General features: G+C 75.5%; 13 protein-coding genes. 7 read left to right on the top strand and 6 right to left on the bottom strand.

From position 1 onward, the window contains the following. Nucleotides 1-55: 55 nt before the first annotated feature. A complete protein-coding gene (locus tag ACIQWA_RS12680; RefSeq protein WP_402481462.1) occupies nt 56-934 on the bottom strand; it encodes an alpha/beta fold hydrolase in 879 nt (292 codons plus the stop codon). 103 nt (nt 935-1037) lie between these two features. After that, the gene (locus ACIQWA_RS12675; protein ID WP_402481459.1) at nt 1038-3083 is read right to left on the bottom strand and encodes a DEAD/DEAH box helicase; all 2046 of its coding nucleotides are present in this window, start codon (nt 3081-3083) and stop codon (nt 1038-1040) included. Nucleotides 3084-3785: 702 nt separating this feature from the next. On the opposite strand from ACIQWA_RS12675, the gene ACIQWA_RS12670 reads away from it, so the two are divergent. Then, the gene (locus ACIQWA_RS12670; RefSeq protein ID WP_360244575.1) at nt 3786-4514 is read left to right on the top strand and encodes a ferritin-like fold-containing protein; all 729 of its coding nucleotides are present in this window, start codon (nt 3786-3788) and stop codon (nt 4512-4514) included. A gap of 6 nt (nt 4515-4520) precedes the next feature. Here the strand turns inward: ACIQWA_RS12670 and ACIQWA_RS12665 are convergent, their stop codons facing one another. From ACIQWA_RS12665 to ACIQWA_RS12655, 3 genes are all read right to left on the bottom strand, one after another. Further along, the gene (locus ACIQWA_RS12665) at nt 4521-4880 is read right to left on the bottom strand and encodes a hypothetical protein (protein WP_402481456.1); all 360 of its coding nucleotides are present in this window, start codon (nt 4878-4880) and stop codon (nt 4521-4523) included. 105 nt (nt 4881-4985) lie between these two features. Continuing rightward, nucleotides 4986-5213 (bottom strand): DUF3107 domain-containing protein, encoded by a 228-nt coding sequence (locus ACIQWA_RS12660; protein ID WP_360244581.1) that lies wholly within the window; start codon nt 5211-5213, stop codon nt 4986-4988. 134 nt (nt 5214-5347) lie between these two features. Continuing rightward, on the bottom strand, nt 5348-6007 hold the full coding sequence (locus ACIQWA_RS12655) for a TetR/AcrR family transcriptional regulator (protein WP_360244584.1): 660 nt from the start codon (nt 6005-6007) through the stop codon (nt 5348-5350). A 256-nt stretch (nt 6008-6263) separates the two neighbouring features. Between ACIQWA_RS12655 and ACIQWA_RS12650 the strand changes: the two genes are divergently transcribed. The 5 genes from ACIQWA_RS12650 to moeZ all read left to right on the top strand — a co-directional run bounded on the left by ACIQWA_RS12650 (nt 6264) and on the right by moeZ (nt 12986). Beyond that, on the top strand, nt 6264-7166 hold the full coding sequence (locus ACIQWA_RS12650) for an alpha/beta fold hydrolase (protein WP_402481452.1): 903 nt from the start codon (nt 6264-6266) through the stop codon (nt 7164-7166). Between the two features lie 385 nt (nt 7167-7551). Then, entirely contained in the window at nt 7552-9360 is a 1809-nt protein-coding gene (locus tag ACIQWA_RS12645; RefSeq protein ID WP_402481449.1) for a DUF3492 domain-containing protein, read from the top strand. Next, the gene (locus tag ACIQWA_RS12640; RefSeq protein WP_402481447.1) at nt 9360-10433 is read left to right on the top strand and encodes a hypothetical protein; all 1074 of its coding nucleotides are present in this window, start codon (nt 9360-9362) and stop codon (nt 10431-10433) included. Before ACIQWA_RS12645 ends, ACIQWA_RS12640 begins: the two co-directional genes overlap by 1 nt. Nucleotides 10434-10567: 134 nt before the next feature. Beyond that, nucleotides 10568-11578: an NAD-dependent epimerase/dehydratase family protein gene (locus ACIQWA_RS12635; protein WP_402481446.1), complete on the top strand. Its 1011-nt coding sequence runs from the start codon at nt 10568-10570 to the stop codon at nt 11576-11578. A gap of 229 nt (nt 11579-11807) precedes the next feature. After that, nucleotides 11808-12986, top strand: coding sequence for an adenylyltransferase/sulfurtransferase MoeZ (gene moeZ / locus ACIQWA_RS12630; RefSeq protein WP_360244598.1), 1179 nt, complete (start codon nt 11808-11810; stop codon nt 12984-12986). A gap of 98 nt (nt 12987-13084) precedes the next feature. On the opposite strand, the gene ACIQWA_RS12625 is transcribed toward moeZ, so the two are convergent. Beyond that, nucleotides 13085-15823: a lysylphosphatidylglycerol synthase transmembrane domain-containing protein gene (locus tag ACIQWA_RS12625; RefSeq protein ID WP_360244601.1), complete on the bottom strand. Its 2739-nt coding sequence runs from the start codon at nt 15821-15823 to the stop codon at nt 13085-13087. 134 nt (nt 15824-15957) lie between these two features. Here ACIQWA_RS12625 and ACIQWA_RS12620 point away from each other — a divergent pair, with 134 nt between their 5' ends. Continuing rightward, complete coding sequence (locus ACIQWA_RS12620) at nt 15958-16335, top strand: MGMT family protein (protein WP_402481442.1); 378 nt, start codon at nt 15958-15960, stop codon at nt 16333-16335. The last annotated feature ends 11 nt before the right edge of the window (nt 16336-16346 follow it).

Below are 16346 nucleotides of genomic sequence, written 5' to 3'. Positions count from 1 at the left end.
AACCCCCGGAAGTGGTACAGACCACGCCGGGGGAGGGGGCGATCGGAGGCCGGGCTCAGGCCCAGAACGCGGCCAGCGCCTCGGCCGTGGTGGCCGGCCGCTCGGCGTTGGGGGAGTGGGCCGCGCCCGCGACGACCACCCGGCGGGCGCCCAGCCGCCGCGCCATCGCGCCCTGCTCCGGCACCGGCCAGGCGTAGTCCTGCTCCCCGGACACCACCAGCACCGGCAGCGTCCCGGCCGTCACCGCGGCCAGCTCGTCCACCCGGTCCGGCGCGGCCACCAGGTGCGCGCCGGTGACGGCCAGCGACCGCGGCACATTGGCCACCCAGCGGCGGTGCAGGAACTCCGCGACCCCCGGCGCCAACGCCGGCTTCGGGCTCCCGCTGCTCTCGTCCATCTGCCGCATGACCTGCCAGATCTCCTCCAGGCCCATGACCGGCAGGACGTCCAGCAGCATCCTGGTCCGGGCCGCCTCGGCCGGGTCGATCGCGCCCGGCCCGGTGGCCATCAGGGTCAGCGAACGCCACGGCAGGGGGCCCTCCTCGGCCGCCGCGAGCACCGCCTCCCGGACCACCTGGCCGCCGAAGGAGTGCCCCAGCAGGTGCACCGGCCCGCCCTCCGCGGCCAGCGCCTCGGTCAGCGCCCGGACGTCGGCGCCCAGCGCGCTCACCTCGTACGCCGCCTCGTCGTCCGGCCCGCCGGTCTCGTACTGCCCCCGCTGGTCCACGGCCGTCACCCGGTACCCGGCGGCCGCGAGCGGCGCCAGCAGCGCGATGAAGTCCTCCTTGCTGCCGGTGAACCCCGGCATCAGCAGTGCCGAGCCGCGCACCGGGCCGTCCGGCTCCGCCCGCAGCGCCGCGAACTCCCCGCGCGCGGTCGGCACGCGTTCCGCCCGGGCGCAGCGGGGCAGGTCCAGGAACGGCGGAGTACTCATGAGCGGGTTCCCTCCCGGGGCAGGCGATGCCACGAGCCTATGCCGTCCCGGTACCCCTCCCACCAGGCGGGACGCCCGGGAACGCCCGAGGGGGCGGTGCGGGTCAGCCCTCCGGAGTGGCCTCCGGGGCGGCCACGGCCTTGCGGACGCGGGTGCGCTTGCGCGGCGCGGGCGCCTCCTCGGCCGGGGCCTCGGCGGCCGGGGCCTCCGGGGCGGTTTCGGCGACGGCCTTGGGCTTGCGGGCGCGGGCCGGCTTCTTCTCGGCCGGGGCCTCGGTGACGGCGGCGGCCTCGACGGCCTCCGCGACCTCGGCGACCTCGGCCTTGGGCTTGCGGGTCCGGGCGCGGGCCGGCTTCTTCTCCGCCGGGGCCTCGGTGACGGCGGCGGCCTCGACGGCCTCCGCGGCCTCCGCGACCTCGGCCTTGGGCTTGCGGGTCCGGGTCCGGGCCGGCTTCTTCTCCGCCGGTGCCTCGGCCGGGGCCTCGGTGACGGCGGCGGCCTCGACAGCCTCCGCCACCTCGACGACCTCGGCCTTCGGCTTGCGGGTCCGGGTCCGGCGCGGCTTCTCCTCGGCCACCGGGGCCACCGGGGCCTCGGACGCCACCGGCTCGGCCGCGACCACGGCGGCCTCGACCACCGCGGCCGCCTCGGCGACGACCTCGGCCGCGGCCACCGGGGTGACCTCGCCCGAGCCGGCGCCACCGCGCGAACGGCGGCGGCGACGGCGCGGCGCGGCCTCGCCCTCGGCACCCTCGACAGCCGGAGCCGCCTCGGTCACCGTCGCGGCGACGGCCGCCTCGCCCTCGCCGAGCTCCGTACCACGGCGGGTGCGGCGGCGCTCACGGGTGCGGCGCGGCTTCTCCTCCGCCGCCGGGGCCTCGACGGCCGGGCGGCCCGAGCCGGCCCGCCCGCCGCGGGCAGCGCCGGCGCCGCGACCGGTGCGGGCGCCCCGCCCGCCGGTCTCGCCGAGGTCCTCGATCTCCTCCGCGCCGAGCCCGGCCCGGGTGCGCTCCGAACGCGGCAGCACACCCTTGGTGCCCGGCGCGATCTTCAGCAGCTCGTACAGGTGCGGCGAGGTGGAGTAGGTCTCCTCCGGCTCGTTGAACGGCAGGTCCAGCGCCTTGTTGATCAGCTGCCAGCGCGGGATGTCGTCCCAGTCGACCAGGGTGACGGCCGTACCGGAGGCGCCGGCCCGGCCGGTGCGGCCGATCCGGTGCAGGTAGGTCTTCTCGTCCTCGGGGCACTGGTAGTTGACGACGTGGGTGACGCCCTCGACGTCGATGCCGCGGGCGGCCACGTCGGTGCAGACCAGCACGTCGACCTTGCCGTTGCGGAAGGCGCGCAGCGCCTGCTCGCGGGCGCCCTGGCCGAGGTCGCCGTGGACGGCGCCGGCCGCGAAGCCGCGCTGGGTCAGCTGGTCGGAGACGTCGGCGGCGGTGCGCTTGGTGCGGCAGAAGATCATCGCCAGCCCGCGGCCGTCGGCCTGGAGGATGCGCGAGACCAGCTCGACCTTGTCGAGCGAGTGGGCACGGAAGATGTGCTGCTCGATGTTGGCGACGGTGGCGCCGGTGTCGTCCGGGGCGGCGGCCCGGATGTGGGTCGGCTGGCTCATGTACCGGCGGGCGAGGTTGATGACCTGGCCCGGCATGGTGGCCGAGAAGAGCAGGGTCTGCCGCTTGGCCGGCAGCATGGTGATGATCTTCTCGACGTCGGGCAGGAAGCCCAGGTCGAGCATCTCGTCGGCCTCGTCCAGGACCAGCGCGCGGACCTTGGACAGGTTCAGCTTCTTCTGGCCGGCCAGGTCCAGCAGTCGGCCCGGGGTGCCGACCACGATGTCGACGCCCTTGTTGAGCGCCTCGACCTGCGGCTCGTACGCCCGGCCGCCGTAGACCGCGAGCACGCGGACGTTGCGGACCTTGCCGGCGGTCTGCAGGTCGTTGGTGACCTGGGTGCAGAGCTCGCGGGTCGGGACGACGATCAGCGCCTGCGGGAAGTCCGAGAGCTGGTCCTCGGTGGCCCGGCCGGCGTCCACGTCGGCGCGCACCACGGCGCGCTCGATCAGCGGCAGGCCGAAGCCGAGGGTCTTGCCGGTGCCGGTCTTGGCCTGGCCGATGACGTCGTGGCCGGTCAGCGCGACCGGGAGGGTCATCTCCTGGATGGGGAAGGGATGGACGATGCCGACGGACTCGAGGGCCTCGGCGGTCTCCGGGAGGATCCCCAGGTCCCGGAACGTCGTCTTGATGGGTTCAGCGGTGGTGGACAGGGTGCTGCCTCTTCCGTTTTCGGAGGGGCCGAGAGCGAGCGGCGGGCGGGCAGCCGCGCGGCTGTGGGTACGGGCCTGGTCGGCCCCGAGTACAGCTGAGCGGACGCACAACCGCGCCGGTCCCTGCGGCCGGCCGGTGCGCGCGGCCCGATGGCGGGGCGCGTCGCCGGCGGCGTCGGGGAGAGTTCCCGTGAGGGACCTGCGCGGGACCTCCGCCAGGTGGGCGTGGTCTCGGCGGCCCTCGCTCGGCCACTGATGCGGTGCCAAGGCTTGAAGTCCAAGCCATGGTCGGAGCCGATCGGCTCTCCGACCGGGCATCCGCGTACGTGAGTACCCGTGCCTCCGGTGCGGACACGTCCGGGGGACGCGCTGCCGCTACGGAGCGGGCTCGTGCGGGCCACCGAGACGGCGGTGGCACCGTGCGAGCACGACGGGGCTCCGTACCACCATACAGTCAGGCGACGACTCGAACACGTGACGCGTCTGACACCGCCCCCGCCGACGGGTGCACGGGGAGCCGATCCGGCAGGTCACCGGGGTGCGTCCGGTGGTGGGGCGGGGGCCCGGGCGGGACTAAGGTGGCGGGTCATGGAGACCCATGGTGAGACGCAGGACGGCGCGCCCGGCTCGATCGGCGACTGGGCCACGTGCTCGGCCGAACCGGCCTACCGCGCGGCGGTGCTCGACCTGCTCGGCGCGCTCGCGTACGGCGAGCTGAGTGCCTTCGAGCGGCTCGCCGAGGACGCCAAGCTGGCGCCCGGCCTCGCCGACAAGGCGGCCCTGGCCCGGATGGCCTCCGCCGAGTTCCAGCACTACCAGCGGCTGCACGACCGGCTCGCCGAGATCGGCGCCGACCCCCAGGAGGCCATGCGCCCCTTCGTCGAGCCGCTGGAGCTGTTCCACCGGATGACGGCGCCCTCGGACTGGCTGGAGGGCCTGGTCAAGGCCTACGTCGGCGACGCCATCGCCACCGACTTCTACCGCGAGGTGGCCGTCCGGCTGGACGACGACACCCGCGACCTGGTCCTCAGCGTCATGTCCGACACCGGCCACGGACAGTTCGCGGTCGACAAGGTCCGCCAGGCCATCGAGGCCGACCCGCGGGCCGGCGGCCGGCTCGCCCTGTGGGGCCGGCGGCTGATGGGCGAGGCGCTCAGCCAGGCCCAGCGGGTCGTCGCCGAGCGGGACGCGCTCTCCAACCTGCTGGTCGGCGGCGTGCAGGTGCAGGGCTTCGACCTGGTCGAGGTCGGCAAGATGTTCAACCGGATCACCGAGGCGCACACCCGGCGGATGGCCGCCCTCGGCCTGGCCTCCTGACGCGCCTCAGGCGGGCCGGTGCCGCCGCGGCGCGCGGTGGGCGCCGGCCCGGTGCGGGTGGTGCCGGTGCGCCGGGGCCCGCCCGGCGGCGAGGTCCGGCCGGGCCAGCAGCGAGGTGACCACCCCCGCGGCCAGCGCCGAGAACGCCACCGCGGCCACCGGTCGGCGACCGTCCAGGCAGAAGTGCGCCACCACCCCGCCGAGCAGCGCCGAGGCCAGGGCCGTCCCCACCACCAGCGGGCGGGAGGCCCGGTAGTACCCCGGCAGGCCCAGCAGCGCGGCCGAGGCCGCGGCCAGGCCGACCAGGACGAAGACGAGCGATTCGACCAGCACGGCGGCCTCCCCGGGGGTACGGGCGTGCGGCACCGGTGCCGCACCTGTCGCCGTACCCAGGCCGACCTGCCCGTACACGCGACGGTGCCCCGCTCCCTGGTGGGAAACGGGGCACCGGACGGACCTGCTCGCGGCGGCTCAGGCGGTGCCGAAGCCCACCTTGCGGGCGGCCGACTCGCCGATCTCCACGTACGCCAGGCGCTCGGCCGGGACGATGACGCGACGGCCGTGCTCGTCGGTGAGCGAGAAGAGCTTGGTGGAGCCCTCCAGCGCCTTCGCGACCGCGCTCTGGACCTCATCGGCAGTCTGCGAGCTCTCGATCACGATTTCGCGCGGCGCGTTCTGCACGCCGATCTTGACCTCCACGGCTTCCGTCCCTCCGGGTTGGCAGTCTCCACGCGCGGCGACGGACCGCCTGGGACAAGCGGTCACGGCGACCGCGCCGTACGGCTTCACCATAGAGCACCCGATCACCGCCCAGGCGAAGGTCAGCGGATCGTTCAGCGCTGGGCGGAACCCTCCGGCGGGAGGTCGCCCGGGTGCATCGGGAAGCCCTTGAGCCCCCGCCACGCCAGGCTGGCGACCAGCCGCACCGCCTCGTCGCGCGGGATCTCCAGCCCCTGCGACAGCCAGTACCGGGCGGTGATCTGGGCCAGGCCGCAGACCCCGGCCGCCAGCAGCTTGGACTCCGCCTCCGGCAGGTCGGTGTCCTCCTGGATCACCTGGCTGACCAGCGTCGCGCTCGCCTCCGAGGCCCGCTCCACCCGCTCGCGCACGGCCGGCTCGTTGGTCAGGTCCGACTCGAAGACCAGCCGGAACGCGCCCGACTCGCTGGAGACGTAGTTGAAGTACGCCTCCATCGTCGCGGCCACCCGCAGCTTGTTGTCGGTGGTGGTGCCCAGCGCCTCGCGGGTCGACTCGACCAGGGCGTCGCAGTGCTTGTCCAGCAGCGCCAGGTAGAGCTCCAGCTTCCCGGGGAAGTGCTGGTAGAGCACCGGCTTGCTCACCCCGGCGCGGTCGGCGATGTCGTCCATGGCGGCCGCGTGGTAACCCTGCGCGACGAACACCTCCTGGGCGGCACCGAGCAGTTGTTCACGGCGGGCGCTTCGCGGCAGGCGGGCACCGCGCGGGCGCTCCTGCGCCTCCTGGATGGCCGTCACGGCGCTCCTCACTTCGGGGTTCTTCGGGGCTGGCAAGAGGGCCGATTCTACTTTTCGGTAACCGCGCCCGCCCCTGGCGAAGGCGAGAAAAGCAGTCCGGCCGCTTGTCAGGAGCCCACAATACGGCGCTGACCTCGGCGTCGGCAGTGGTGCGACGAGGGAGGCGAGGAGGGAGGGGACGGGCGGACGGGACGGGGGCCGGGAAGGCCGGACCGCCCCCGCCGCCCCCGACCGGGCCTCACTACCATCGTCCACCATGAGCAGCGCTGAGCAGCAGGTACGTACGGTCGAGGTCCCCGGCGCGGTGCTCGCGGTGCACCGGCCCGCCGAGGCGGGCGGCGCCGACGGGCGCGAGCCCGGACTCTTCGTGCACGGCCTGGGCGGCTCGGCCGGCAACTGGACCGCGCTGATGGACCGGCTCTCCGGCCTCGTCGACGGCGAGGCCGTCGACCTTCCCGGCTTCGGCCGCTCCGGCCCGCCCGCCGACGGCAACCTCAGCCTCTCCGGCCACGTCCGCGCCGTCATCGGCTACCTGGAGGCCGCCGGCCGCGGCCCCGTCCACCTCTTCGGCAACTCGCTCGGCGGCGCCGTCTCGGTCCGGCTCGCGGCGCTGCGCCCCGACCTGGTCCGCAGCCTCACCCTGGTCTCGCCCGCGCTGCCCGAACTGCCCCCGCAGCGCTCCGCCTGGCCCACCGGCCTGCTCGCCCTGCCCGGACTGCCCGCCCTGCTGCGCCGGCTGCCGGCCGGGCGGCGCGACGCCGAGGCGGCCACCGAGGACCTGCTGCGCCTGGTCTACGGCGACCCGGCCGCCCTGAGCCCGACCGCCCGCGCCGAGGCGGTGGCCGAGTACCGGCACCGGATGGCGCAGCCGCACGCGATGCCGGCCCTGGTCGGCTCGGCCCGCGGCATCGTCTCCGCCTACACCGAGCGCGGCGACCAGGCGCTGTGGCGGCAGGCCGAGCAGGTCGCGGCGCCGGTGCTGCTGGTGTACGGGCTGCGCGACAAGCTGGTCGCCTACCGCTCCGCCCGGCGGGCCTGCGCGGCCTTCGCCGACGCCCGGCTGCTGGTGCTGCCCGAGTCCGGGCACGTGGCGATGATGGAGCACCCCGACGCGGTCGCCCGGGCCGTGCGCGAGCTGATCGCGGACACCGCCCGCTGAGCCTCGGGCGGTGCCGGAGCGGTGCCGGAGCGGTGCCGGGGCGGTACCGGGGCGGTGCCGGGCGGTGCCGGAGCGCCGTATAGCGCCCGCTAACGGCCCGGTCAGGTGCGAGGTCACGGCGGTTCACTCGTTCAGGTGGCAGCCAGGCATGTGACCGATGGATCGCCCCGGGCCGGTCCTACCTTTCTGCTGCCGGACCGAACAGGTGTGGGGGAGGACCGCTGACGCCGGAGCACCCGGCGCACGGCCCGAGCAAGCGTCCCGGCGTACGGCCCCGCGGCTCCCGTGGCCCCCGCCCAGGGGGCGTCCCAGGGGTGCGGGGGGCGGTCGGCGCTGACCGAGGCTGCCGGCACCGCCCCCGCTCCGAGGCAGAAGGAGGACTCCCGTGCGCGTCGCGCTGCTCACCGAGGGTGCCCGTCCGCATCCCGACCGTGGTGCCGGGGCCTGGTGCGAGCGGCTGGCCGAGGGCCTGCCGGAGCACGAGTTCGAGCTGTACCTGCTCACCGGCCCGGACGGCCCCGGCCCCGGCGCTCGGCCCTCGCCCGCCTGGCACGGCGCCCACCACCTCGCGCTGTGGGGCCGCCGGCCGCGCGGCCGGGCCCCCGGGGCGCTGCGCAGACGCCAGTACGCCCGGGCGTACGAGGAGCTGGTACGGGCGCTGGTGCTGCCGGGGGAGCGGGCCGGCTTCGGGGCCGGGCTGTACCGGCTGGCGGCGCTGGCCCGGGAGGACGGCGGCACCCTGCCCGCCTTCCTCGCCTCCGCCCACGCCCGCCGGGTGCTGGAGCGCACCTGGCGGCTGCCCGGCGCGAACACCTCGGCCGGACAGCCGCTGGTCCGCGACGTGCTGGTCGCCGCCGACCTGCTGGAGCAGTGCCTGCGCCCGCTCTCCGCGCCCTGGTACGGCACCGGCCCCGGCGGCCTCGGCACCGCCGACCTGTGCCACGTGGTCGGCGGCGGCCCGGCCGCGCTCCCCGCCCTGGTCGCCCGGCAGCTGCACGGGGTGCCCTTCGTGGTCACCGAGCACGGCCTGCACCTGCGCGAGCAGTACCTCGGCTACCGCGAGGCGCCGTACCGGTGGCCGGTCCGGGCGCTGCTGCTGTCCTTCTTCCGGGCGCTCACCGAGGAGACCTACCGGCAGGCCGCGATACTCACCCCGGGCAGCGCCCACGACCAGCAGTGGCAGCGCCGCTGCGGGGCCGATCCGGCGCGCACCCGGGTCGTCTACGAGGGCACCCCGGCGGTGGACCGCCCGGCCGCCGGGCCGGAGCCGGAGCGGCCCACCCTGGTCTGGGCGGGCCCGCTGGAGCCGGGGCGGGACGCCGAACTGGCGCTGCACGCCTTCGCCCGGGTCCGCGCCGAACTGCCCGCGGCCCGGCTGGTGCTGTACGGCGAGGAGGCGGCCCCCGGCTACCGGGCGCACTGCGCGGCCGTCGCCGAACGGCTCGGGGTGAGCGCGGCGGTGGACTTCGCCGGCCGGCCCGGCTCGCTCGCCGAGGCCTGGCAGGGCGGCACGGTGGCGGTCTTCTCCGCGCTCTCCCAGCGCAGCCCCCGGCTGCTCGCCGACGCCATGCTCAGCGGCCGAGCGGTGGTCTCCACCGACGTCGGGGTGGCCCGCGAGGTGGTCGGTCCGACCGGGCTGCTGGTGCCCGCCCGCGACCCGCGCGCGCTGGCCGGGGCCTGCCTGGCGCTGCTGCGCGACGAGGAGCGGCGCTCCCGGCTCGGCCTGGCGGGGCGGCTGCGGGCGCAGGAACGCTTCGCCGTCGAACCGGTGACCGGTGCCTTCCGGGAGATCTACCTGGAACTGGTCTCGCAGTACCCCGCCTTCCCCGAGGGCGGCGGGGCGGGCCAGGGCGGCCGGGCGCCACGCCCGTTCGCGCGCCCCGCCGAGTACTGGCTCAGCGACGGCCCGGCCGGCGGCCCCGTCGGCGGCCGGGCCGAGCACGGGGATGAGGACCGGGACGGGCCCGGGGACGAGGACCGGGAGGACGGCCGGGAGGACGGCGCCGCCGCCCCCGGGCCGTACGCCGAGCACGCGGACGGGGCGCTCGCGCCGGGACCGCGCCGCCGGGCCGGGCAGCTCGCCGCCCTGACGGTGCTCGCCGAACCGCCGGCCCGCCCCGATCCGGCGCGAATCGACCAGGCCCGACCCGATCCGGCGCGCCCCGTCGGCCCCGCCCTCGCGGAGGCCGTCTGATGTCCGGCCCCGCAGTCAGTGCCGACCCGGTGCGCGAGCTGATGGCCGAGCACCGGGACCTGTGCGAGCGCGCCGTCGACCCGCTGGAGATCGCCGCCGGGCTGGAGGAGGCCGGGCTCGGCCCGGACGCCGCGGCGCGCTGCCGCCACGCCGACCTGTTCTCGCTGGCCGAGGAGCTGTACGCCCGGGTGCCCCGGCGGCCGCCGCCGCCCGAGCCGCCCGAACCGCGGCACTGCGCGGCCGCCGCCCGGGCGGCGCTGACCGCCGCCGCGCTGGCCGCGTTGCCCTGCGCCGCGGTGGCCGCGTTCGGCGCCCGCTGGCCGGTGCTGCTGCCCGCCGCCGTCCCGCTGGTGCTGCTGCCCGCGCTGACCGGAACCGCCCCGGCCGAGCCCGCCCCGCCGCCGTGCGGCCCGCCCTGCCCGGCCGAGCTCGGCCCGGCCAGCACCCCGCCCGCCGGCTCCCGGCCGCGCCCCGCCGCGCTCGGCCACGGGCTGGGCCTGGCCGCGCTGCTGCTGCTCCCGCTGGCGGCGCCGGGCCCGGACCGGCCGCTGGCCGCCGCCCTGGTGCTGGCCGCCGCGGTGTCGGCGGGCTCGGCGGAGCGGGCGGCCCGCTGGTACCGGCAGGTCGGCCGGGGGCACCTGGGGGCCGCCCGCACCCTGGCCGAGTTCCGGGCCCGGATGCGCCCGGTGCTGCCGGTCGCGGTCGCGCTGCACCTGGCCGTGCTCGCGGTGCTCAGCTACGCCGCGCTGGCCGTCCTCGCGGTGGTCGCGCCGCGCCCCGGGCCCGGCCACGGCGGCGGCCTGCTGCACCTGGCCGCCGAGCGGGCCAGCCCCGCGGCATGGGCGGCGCAGGGCGTGCTGGGCCTGCTGCTGGTGCTGCCCGCGCTGCTGGCGCGCTGCGGCCGGACCACGGCCGCCGCGCTGGGCGCCCTGGCCGGGCCCGTCGCGACGGCGGTGCCGCTCGCGCTGGGCCGCTCCTGGCCGTCGGCCGTCCTGCTGGGCGGCGGCGCGGTCGCGGCGGTGCTGCTGGCCTACGGCTGGGCGCTGCTCGGCCGGGCCGGCGCGCACCGCTGAGCCCTCCTGTCCGACCCCGTCCGACTCGCAGGACCCCGTCCGACCCGTAAGACCGTCAGACCCGTCAGATCTCGTTCGCTGTTTTTCAGTCCGCCAGGTCGTCCCCGACCTCGCTTCGTGGAAGGACGCCCCCGATGAGGGTGCTGCTGCTGGGCGCCGACGGCTTCATCGGCCGCCGGGTGACCGATCGTCTGCTGATGGACCAGGAGTTGCAGGTGACGGTGCTCGGCCGGCGCGACTCGGCCGACATCCGCTTCGACCTGACCACCGGGAGCCCGGGCGCGCTGGCCCGCTTCCTGGACGCGGTCGCGCCGCAGGTGGTGATCAACTGCGCGGGTGCCACCTACGGCAGCTCGCGGACCCTGATCCGGTCGAACACGCTGGCCGTCGCGACCGTCTGCGAGGCGATCCGGCGCAGCCGGGAGCCGGCCCGGCTGGTGCACGTCGGCTCGGCCGCCGAGTACGGGCCGGTGCCCGGCGGGGTGCCGGTGTCCGAGCAGGCCGAGCCGCGGCCGGTCGGCCCGTACGGGGTCTCCAAGCTGGCCGGGACGGAGCTGGTGCTGGCCTCGGGGCTGGACGCGGCGGTGCTGCGGGTGTTCGACGTGGTGGGCCCGGGGGCGCCGACCGCCTCGCTGTTCGGGCGCCTCGCCGAGGGGCTGCGGCGGGCGCTGGAGCGGGACGAGAACCAGGTGCGGATGCCGGACCTGTCCGGATACCGGGATTTCGTGGACGTGCGGGACGTCGCCCGGGCGATCCAGGCGGCGGCGGTCTCGGCCGCCACCGGGGTGATCAACGTGGGCAGCGGGCACGCCGTGCGGGCCCGGGACGCGGCCCAGCTGCTGGTCCGGGCGTCGGGCTTCGAGGGGTCGATCGTGGAGGAGAACCGGCAGGTCCTGCTGCCCGCGCAGGCCGCCGGGCCGGTCGGCGACCACCTGCCGGGCCACGGCCACCACTCGCCCGGGCCGTACCTGCCGGGCCACCGGGCGGAGGGGCACCGGCCGGAGGGCCGGCCCGCCCCGGGGGAGCCGGTGCCCTGGCGGCAGGCGGACGTGCGGACCGCCCGGGACCGTCTCGGCTGGCGGACACAGGTGCCGCTGGAGGAGTCGCTGGGGGACGTCTGGCTGGAGACGGCCTGTCGGGTGTGAGCGCGGTGCGGAGGAGCCCCGGGCCCGCAACCACGGGCCCGGGGCGCTCCGGGGCGTCCGGCGGGCGGTTCCACGATCCGGCGCGGCCCGTCTCGCCCATCGGACGGGCTGTCTCGGAATACCGGTGGGGCATGACACTGTTGGCCTAGAGAGCCACCTGAGTGGCGGTGCAACAACCCCGTCCGAGGCTGGCCCCGGCCGCCTGAACAAGAGACCCATCGGAGTCCCCGTGTCGTTGCCACCCCTGGTCGAGCCGGCCGACGAGCTCACCGTCGACGAGGTCCGCAGGTACTCCCGCCACCTGATCATCCCGGACGTCGGGATGGCCGGGCAGAAGCGGTTGAAGAACGCCAAGGTGCTCTGCGTCGGCGCCGGCGGCCTCGGTTCGCCCGCCCTGATGTACCTGGCCGCCGCCGGTGTCGGCACGCTGGGCATCGTCGAGTTCGACGTGGTCGACGAGTCGAACCTGCAGCGCCAGATCATCCACGGCCAGGCCGACATCGGCCGCTCCAAGGCGGAGTCCGCGCGCGACTCGGTGCGGCAGATCAACCCGTACGTCGAGGTGGTCCTGCACGAGGAGCGTCTCGACAACTCCAACGTGATGGAGATCTTCGCCGGCTACGACCTGATCGTGGACGGCACCGACAACTTCGCCACCCGCTACCTGGTGAACGACGCCGCGGTGCTGCTCGGCAAGCCGTACGTGTGGGGCTCGATCTACCGCTTCGACGGCCAGGCCAGCGTGTTCTGGGCCGAGCACGGCCCCTGCTACCGCTGCCTCTACCCGGAGGCCCCGCCGCCGGGCATGGTCCCGTCCTGCGCCGAGGGCGGCGTGCTGGGCGTGCTCTGCGCGTCCATCGGCTCGATCCAGGTGAACGAGGCGATCAAGCTGCTGGCCGGGATCGGCGACCCGCTGGTCGGCCGGCTGATGATCTACGACGCCCTGGAGATGAACTACCGCCAGGTGAAGGTCCGCAAGGACCCGAACTGCGCGGTCTGCGGCGAGAACCCGACGGTCACCGAGCTGATCGACTACGAGGCCTTCTGCGGCGTCGTGTCGGAGGAGGCGCAGGCCGCCGCCGCCGGTTCGACCGTCACCTCGAAGCAGCTCAAGCAGTGGCAGGACGACAAGGAGGACATCTACCTCATCGACGTCCGCGAGCCCGGTGAGTACGAGATCGTCAACATCCCCGGCGCGGTGCTGATCCCGAAGAACGAGTTCCTCATGGGCGACGCCCTGGAGAAGCTGCCGCAGGACCGCAAGATCGTGCTGCACTGCAAGTCGGGTGTGCGCTCGGCCGAGGTGCTGGCCGTGGTCAAGGCCGCGGGCTTCGCCAACGCCGTCCACCTGGGCGGCGGCGTGCTCGGCTGGGTGAACCAGATCGAGCCGCACAAGCCGGTCTACTAGGCCGACGTACGGCCGTACATCCGGCTGTACGGCCGGGTGTACGACTCAGGGCCCCACCGCTCGGCGGTGGGGCCCTTCGTCGTCTCCGCGTGCCGCGCTCAGAGCGCGTGCTTGCGCTGCAGCACGTTGTAGGCGATCCAGCCCGGCAGCACCGGCAGCCAGAAGGTGAGCGCCCGGTAGAGGAACACCGCCGGGGTGGCGACCGCGGGGGAGACGTCCGCGACGGTCAGGGCGCCGATCAGGGCCACCTCGACCGGGCCGATGCCGCCCGGGGTGGGGATCGCCGAGCCGGCCGCGTTGGCGGTGAGGAAGACCACCGCGACGGCCGAGAAGCTGATGTCGCCGCCGAAGGCCTGCACCGAGAAGTCCAGGCAGGCGGTGAAGGACAGGGTCAGCAGCAGGATGCCGCCGAAGCCGGTGATCAGCTTGCTGGGCGTCTGCATCAGGTCGAGCATGCGCGGCACCACGCCGAAGAACAGCGAGCGCAGCCGGCCCAGCACGAAGCGGCGCAGCGGCGCGACCGCGGCCACCACCAGGGCGAGCACGGCGGCGGTCAGCACCCCGATGATCACCGCCCGGGAGGCGGAGAGGTCGCCGTTGGTCTGGCTGCCGGTGATCAGGCCGAAGCTGAACAGCAGCAGCAGGTGCCCGGCCAGGCCCGCCAGCTGGGAGGCGCCGACCGAGGCGACCGCCTGGCCCGGGCGGATCCCGGCCTTCTGCAGGTAGCGGGTGTTGAGCGCGATGCCGCCGATCGCCGCCGGGGCGACCAGCTTCACGAAGGAGCCGGCCAGCTGGGCCGCGACGGTGCGCCGGAACGGCAGCCGCTCGGGCACGAAGCCGGTCAGGCTCATCGCGGCGGCGACGTAGCTGAACGCGGCCGCCAGCAGGGCCGCCGCCGCCCACGCCCAGTTCATCTGGGAGAGCTTGAGCTGGGCCGGCTTGATGGTGGTCAGCGCCAGGTAGGCGGCGAAGGTGAGCGCGATCACCATGATCAGGCTCTTCGGCTTGAGCCGTTCCAGCTTGGCCGGCTCCATCGGCGCTTCGGGGGCGATCTGCAGGATCTGGCCGCGGATGCGGCTGAGCAGGTCCTCGCCGGCCGCCGCGATGTCCTCCTCGGCCTGCTGCTGGGTGCGCTCGCCGGCCGCGACCTGCTCCAGCGCCCTGGCCCGGGCGGCGGCCTTGCGCTCCTTGGTGAGCCTGGCGAGGTCGATCCGGGTGGAGCGGCTCATCCCGACCGGCTGGAGCAGCGGCAGCGCCTGGGCGACCCGGTCCGCGCCGAGCACCGCGTTGGCGGTGGCGACGGCCCGCTCGGGGCCGATCCGCAGCGCGAAGGTGGTGAGCAGCTGGGCGACGTCGATACGCAGGGTCAGGTCGGTGGCGGCGATGTCGCCGCCGGAGAGGTTGACCAGGCAGGCCGTCTTGTCGTCCACCACGAGCAGCGACTCGCCGGTCAGCCGGCGGTGGGCGATCCGGCGCTCGTGCAGGGCCGCCACCGACTGCCACAGCGAGGCCATCACCAGGTCGGTGACCTCCTCGTCGGCGAGCTCGTCCAGGGTGCGGCCCTCGACGTTCTCGTACACCAGGATCGCGGCGTCCGGGCCCAGCTCGGAGGTGGCCACCAGCTGCGGCGCGCGGGCGCCCGAGGCGGCCGCCGCGTACGCGATCAGGGCCTCCTGCTCCAGCGCCTGGCGCAGCGACTGGGGGCTGCGGCGCACCGCCACCGAGCGCAGCCGCAGCCGGCGCCAGGCCCGGTAGAAGAAGCCGGAGGCCTGCTGCTCGCGGTCGATGATGTGGACGTCCAGCGGCGGGCCGTCCTGCTGGGTGACGTAGTAGCGGCGGGTGCCGCCGGGGGCGTCCGGGGCGCGGTGGGCGCCGTCCGGGGTGAAGCCGACCTTGCGCAGGCCGATCATCAGGTGCTGGCCGGTGGGCCGGATGTTGGGGGAGCCGATCGCGTACAGCGTGCCGTAGGCGACGGACCAGCCGATCAGCACGGTGAGCATCAGCGACAGCGGGGTGGTGTAGTCGCCGAGCAGCTCGGTGACCCCGCTGAAGATCACCACCACCCACAGGGCCACCCGCCAGCGCGGTCTGCTCGTCATGCCGACGGCGGTCATGTAGGCGATCACCGGGGCGAGGTAGCCGTGCACCGGGTCGGTGAGGGTGTTGTGGCTGTCCATCGGCAGCCGGGTCAGCGCGGTGCGGATGTGCTCGGAGGCGCCCTCGGCCACCCACCAGTCGATGCCCAGCGAGACGCCGTACGCGAGCACCGAGGCGAGCACGCCGTCGGCGACCCGCAGGCCGTCGCGTTTGATCAGCCGCTCGACCGCGAAGGCCAGCGGCACGGCGAGCACCGCGACGCTGGAGACCAGGCCGGTGATGGTGGACAGCACCGCGGAGAAGTGCGGCGCGTTGGTGGCGATGTCCTGCTCGATGCCGGTGGTCGTCGAGGTGGCGATGCCGGCCAGGACGAAGACGGCGACTATCCCGAAGACCCCGGCCAGGAAGCGGATCAGGTCGGACGGGCGGTGCGCGCGGGCGGCGAGCAGCGGCTCGTCGACGTCCAGGTGCGGGGCGTCGTCCAGCGGGTCGTGGTGCTCGGTCCGCGGGGCCGGCGGGGCCGGGGCGGGGACGGGCGGGGCCGGGGCGGGCGGCTCCGCCGGAGCCTCGGGGGCCTTCTCGGGCGTGGGGGTCTTGATCGTCAGGTCCTTGATCAGGGAGACTTCCGGGGTCGGCCCGGGAACGGGCCGCCCATCGGACTCGTCACCGGGCGCCGGGGGCACGACGGAGCCGGACTCGTCGGAGTCCTTGTCCACGCCCACGTCAGCCGTCCCGGTCATCTGGTCTTGTCCTCGTATCACCACTCACCGCCCCGAAGATGGTGGCATGCCCCGACCTCCCGTGCTGGACAGGGGCCGGATCGGGCGCGGCGGGTCGTTCGTACGGGGCCGCGCGCGCGTCCCTGTAAGGAAGAATGCCGCAGGTGACGGACGTAACAGACGACGGCGTCCCGGACGCCCTACCACCGTTCGCCGAACTGGTGCTCGACCTGACCGAGCGGATTCCACCCGGCCGGGTGATGACCTACGGCGACGTCGCCGAGTACCTCGGCCAGGGCGGCCCCCGGCAGGTAGGCCGGGTGATGGCCCTGTACGGCGGCTCGGTGCCCTGGTGGCGGGTGATCCGCGCCGACGGCCGGCTGCTGCCCGGCCACGAGCACCGCGCCCTCGCCCACTACGGCGAGGAGGGCACCCCGCTGCGCGAACTCGCCGACCCGCCCCGGGTCGACCTCCGGCGGGCCCGCTGGGACGGCGGGGAGAATTCACCGGATCCCGCGCGCGGCCGGGATTGACGGGGCAGGAT

The organism is Kitasatospora sp. NPDC098652, from assembly GCF_044760155.1.
GTDB lineage: Bacteria > Actinomycetota > Actinomycetes > Streptomycetales > Streptomycetaceae > Kitasatospora.
This window is presented reverse-complemented; position numbering and strand designations above follow the sequence as displayed.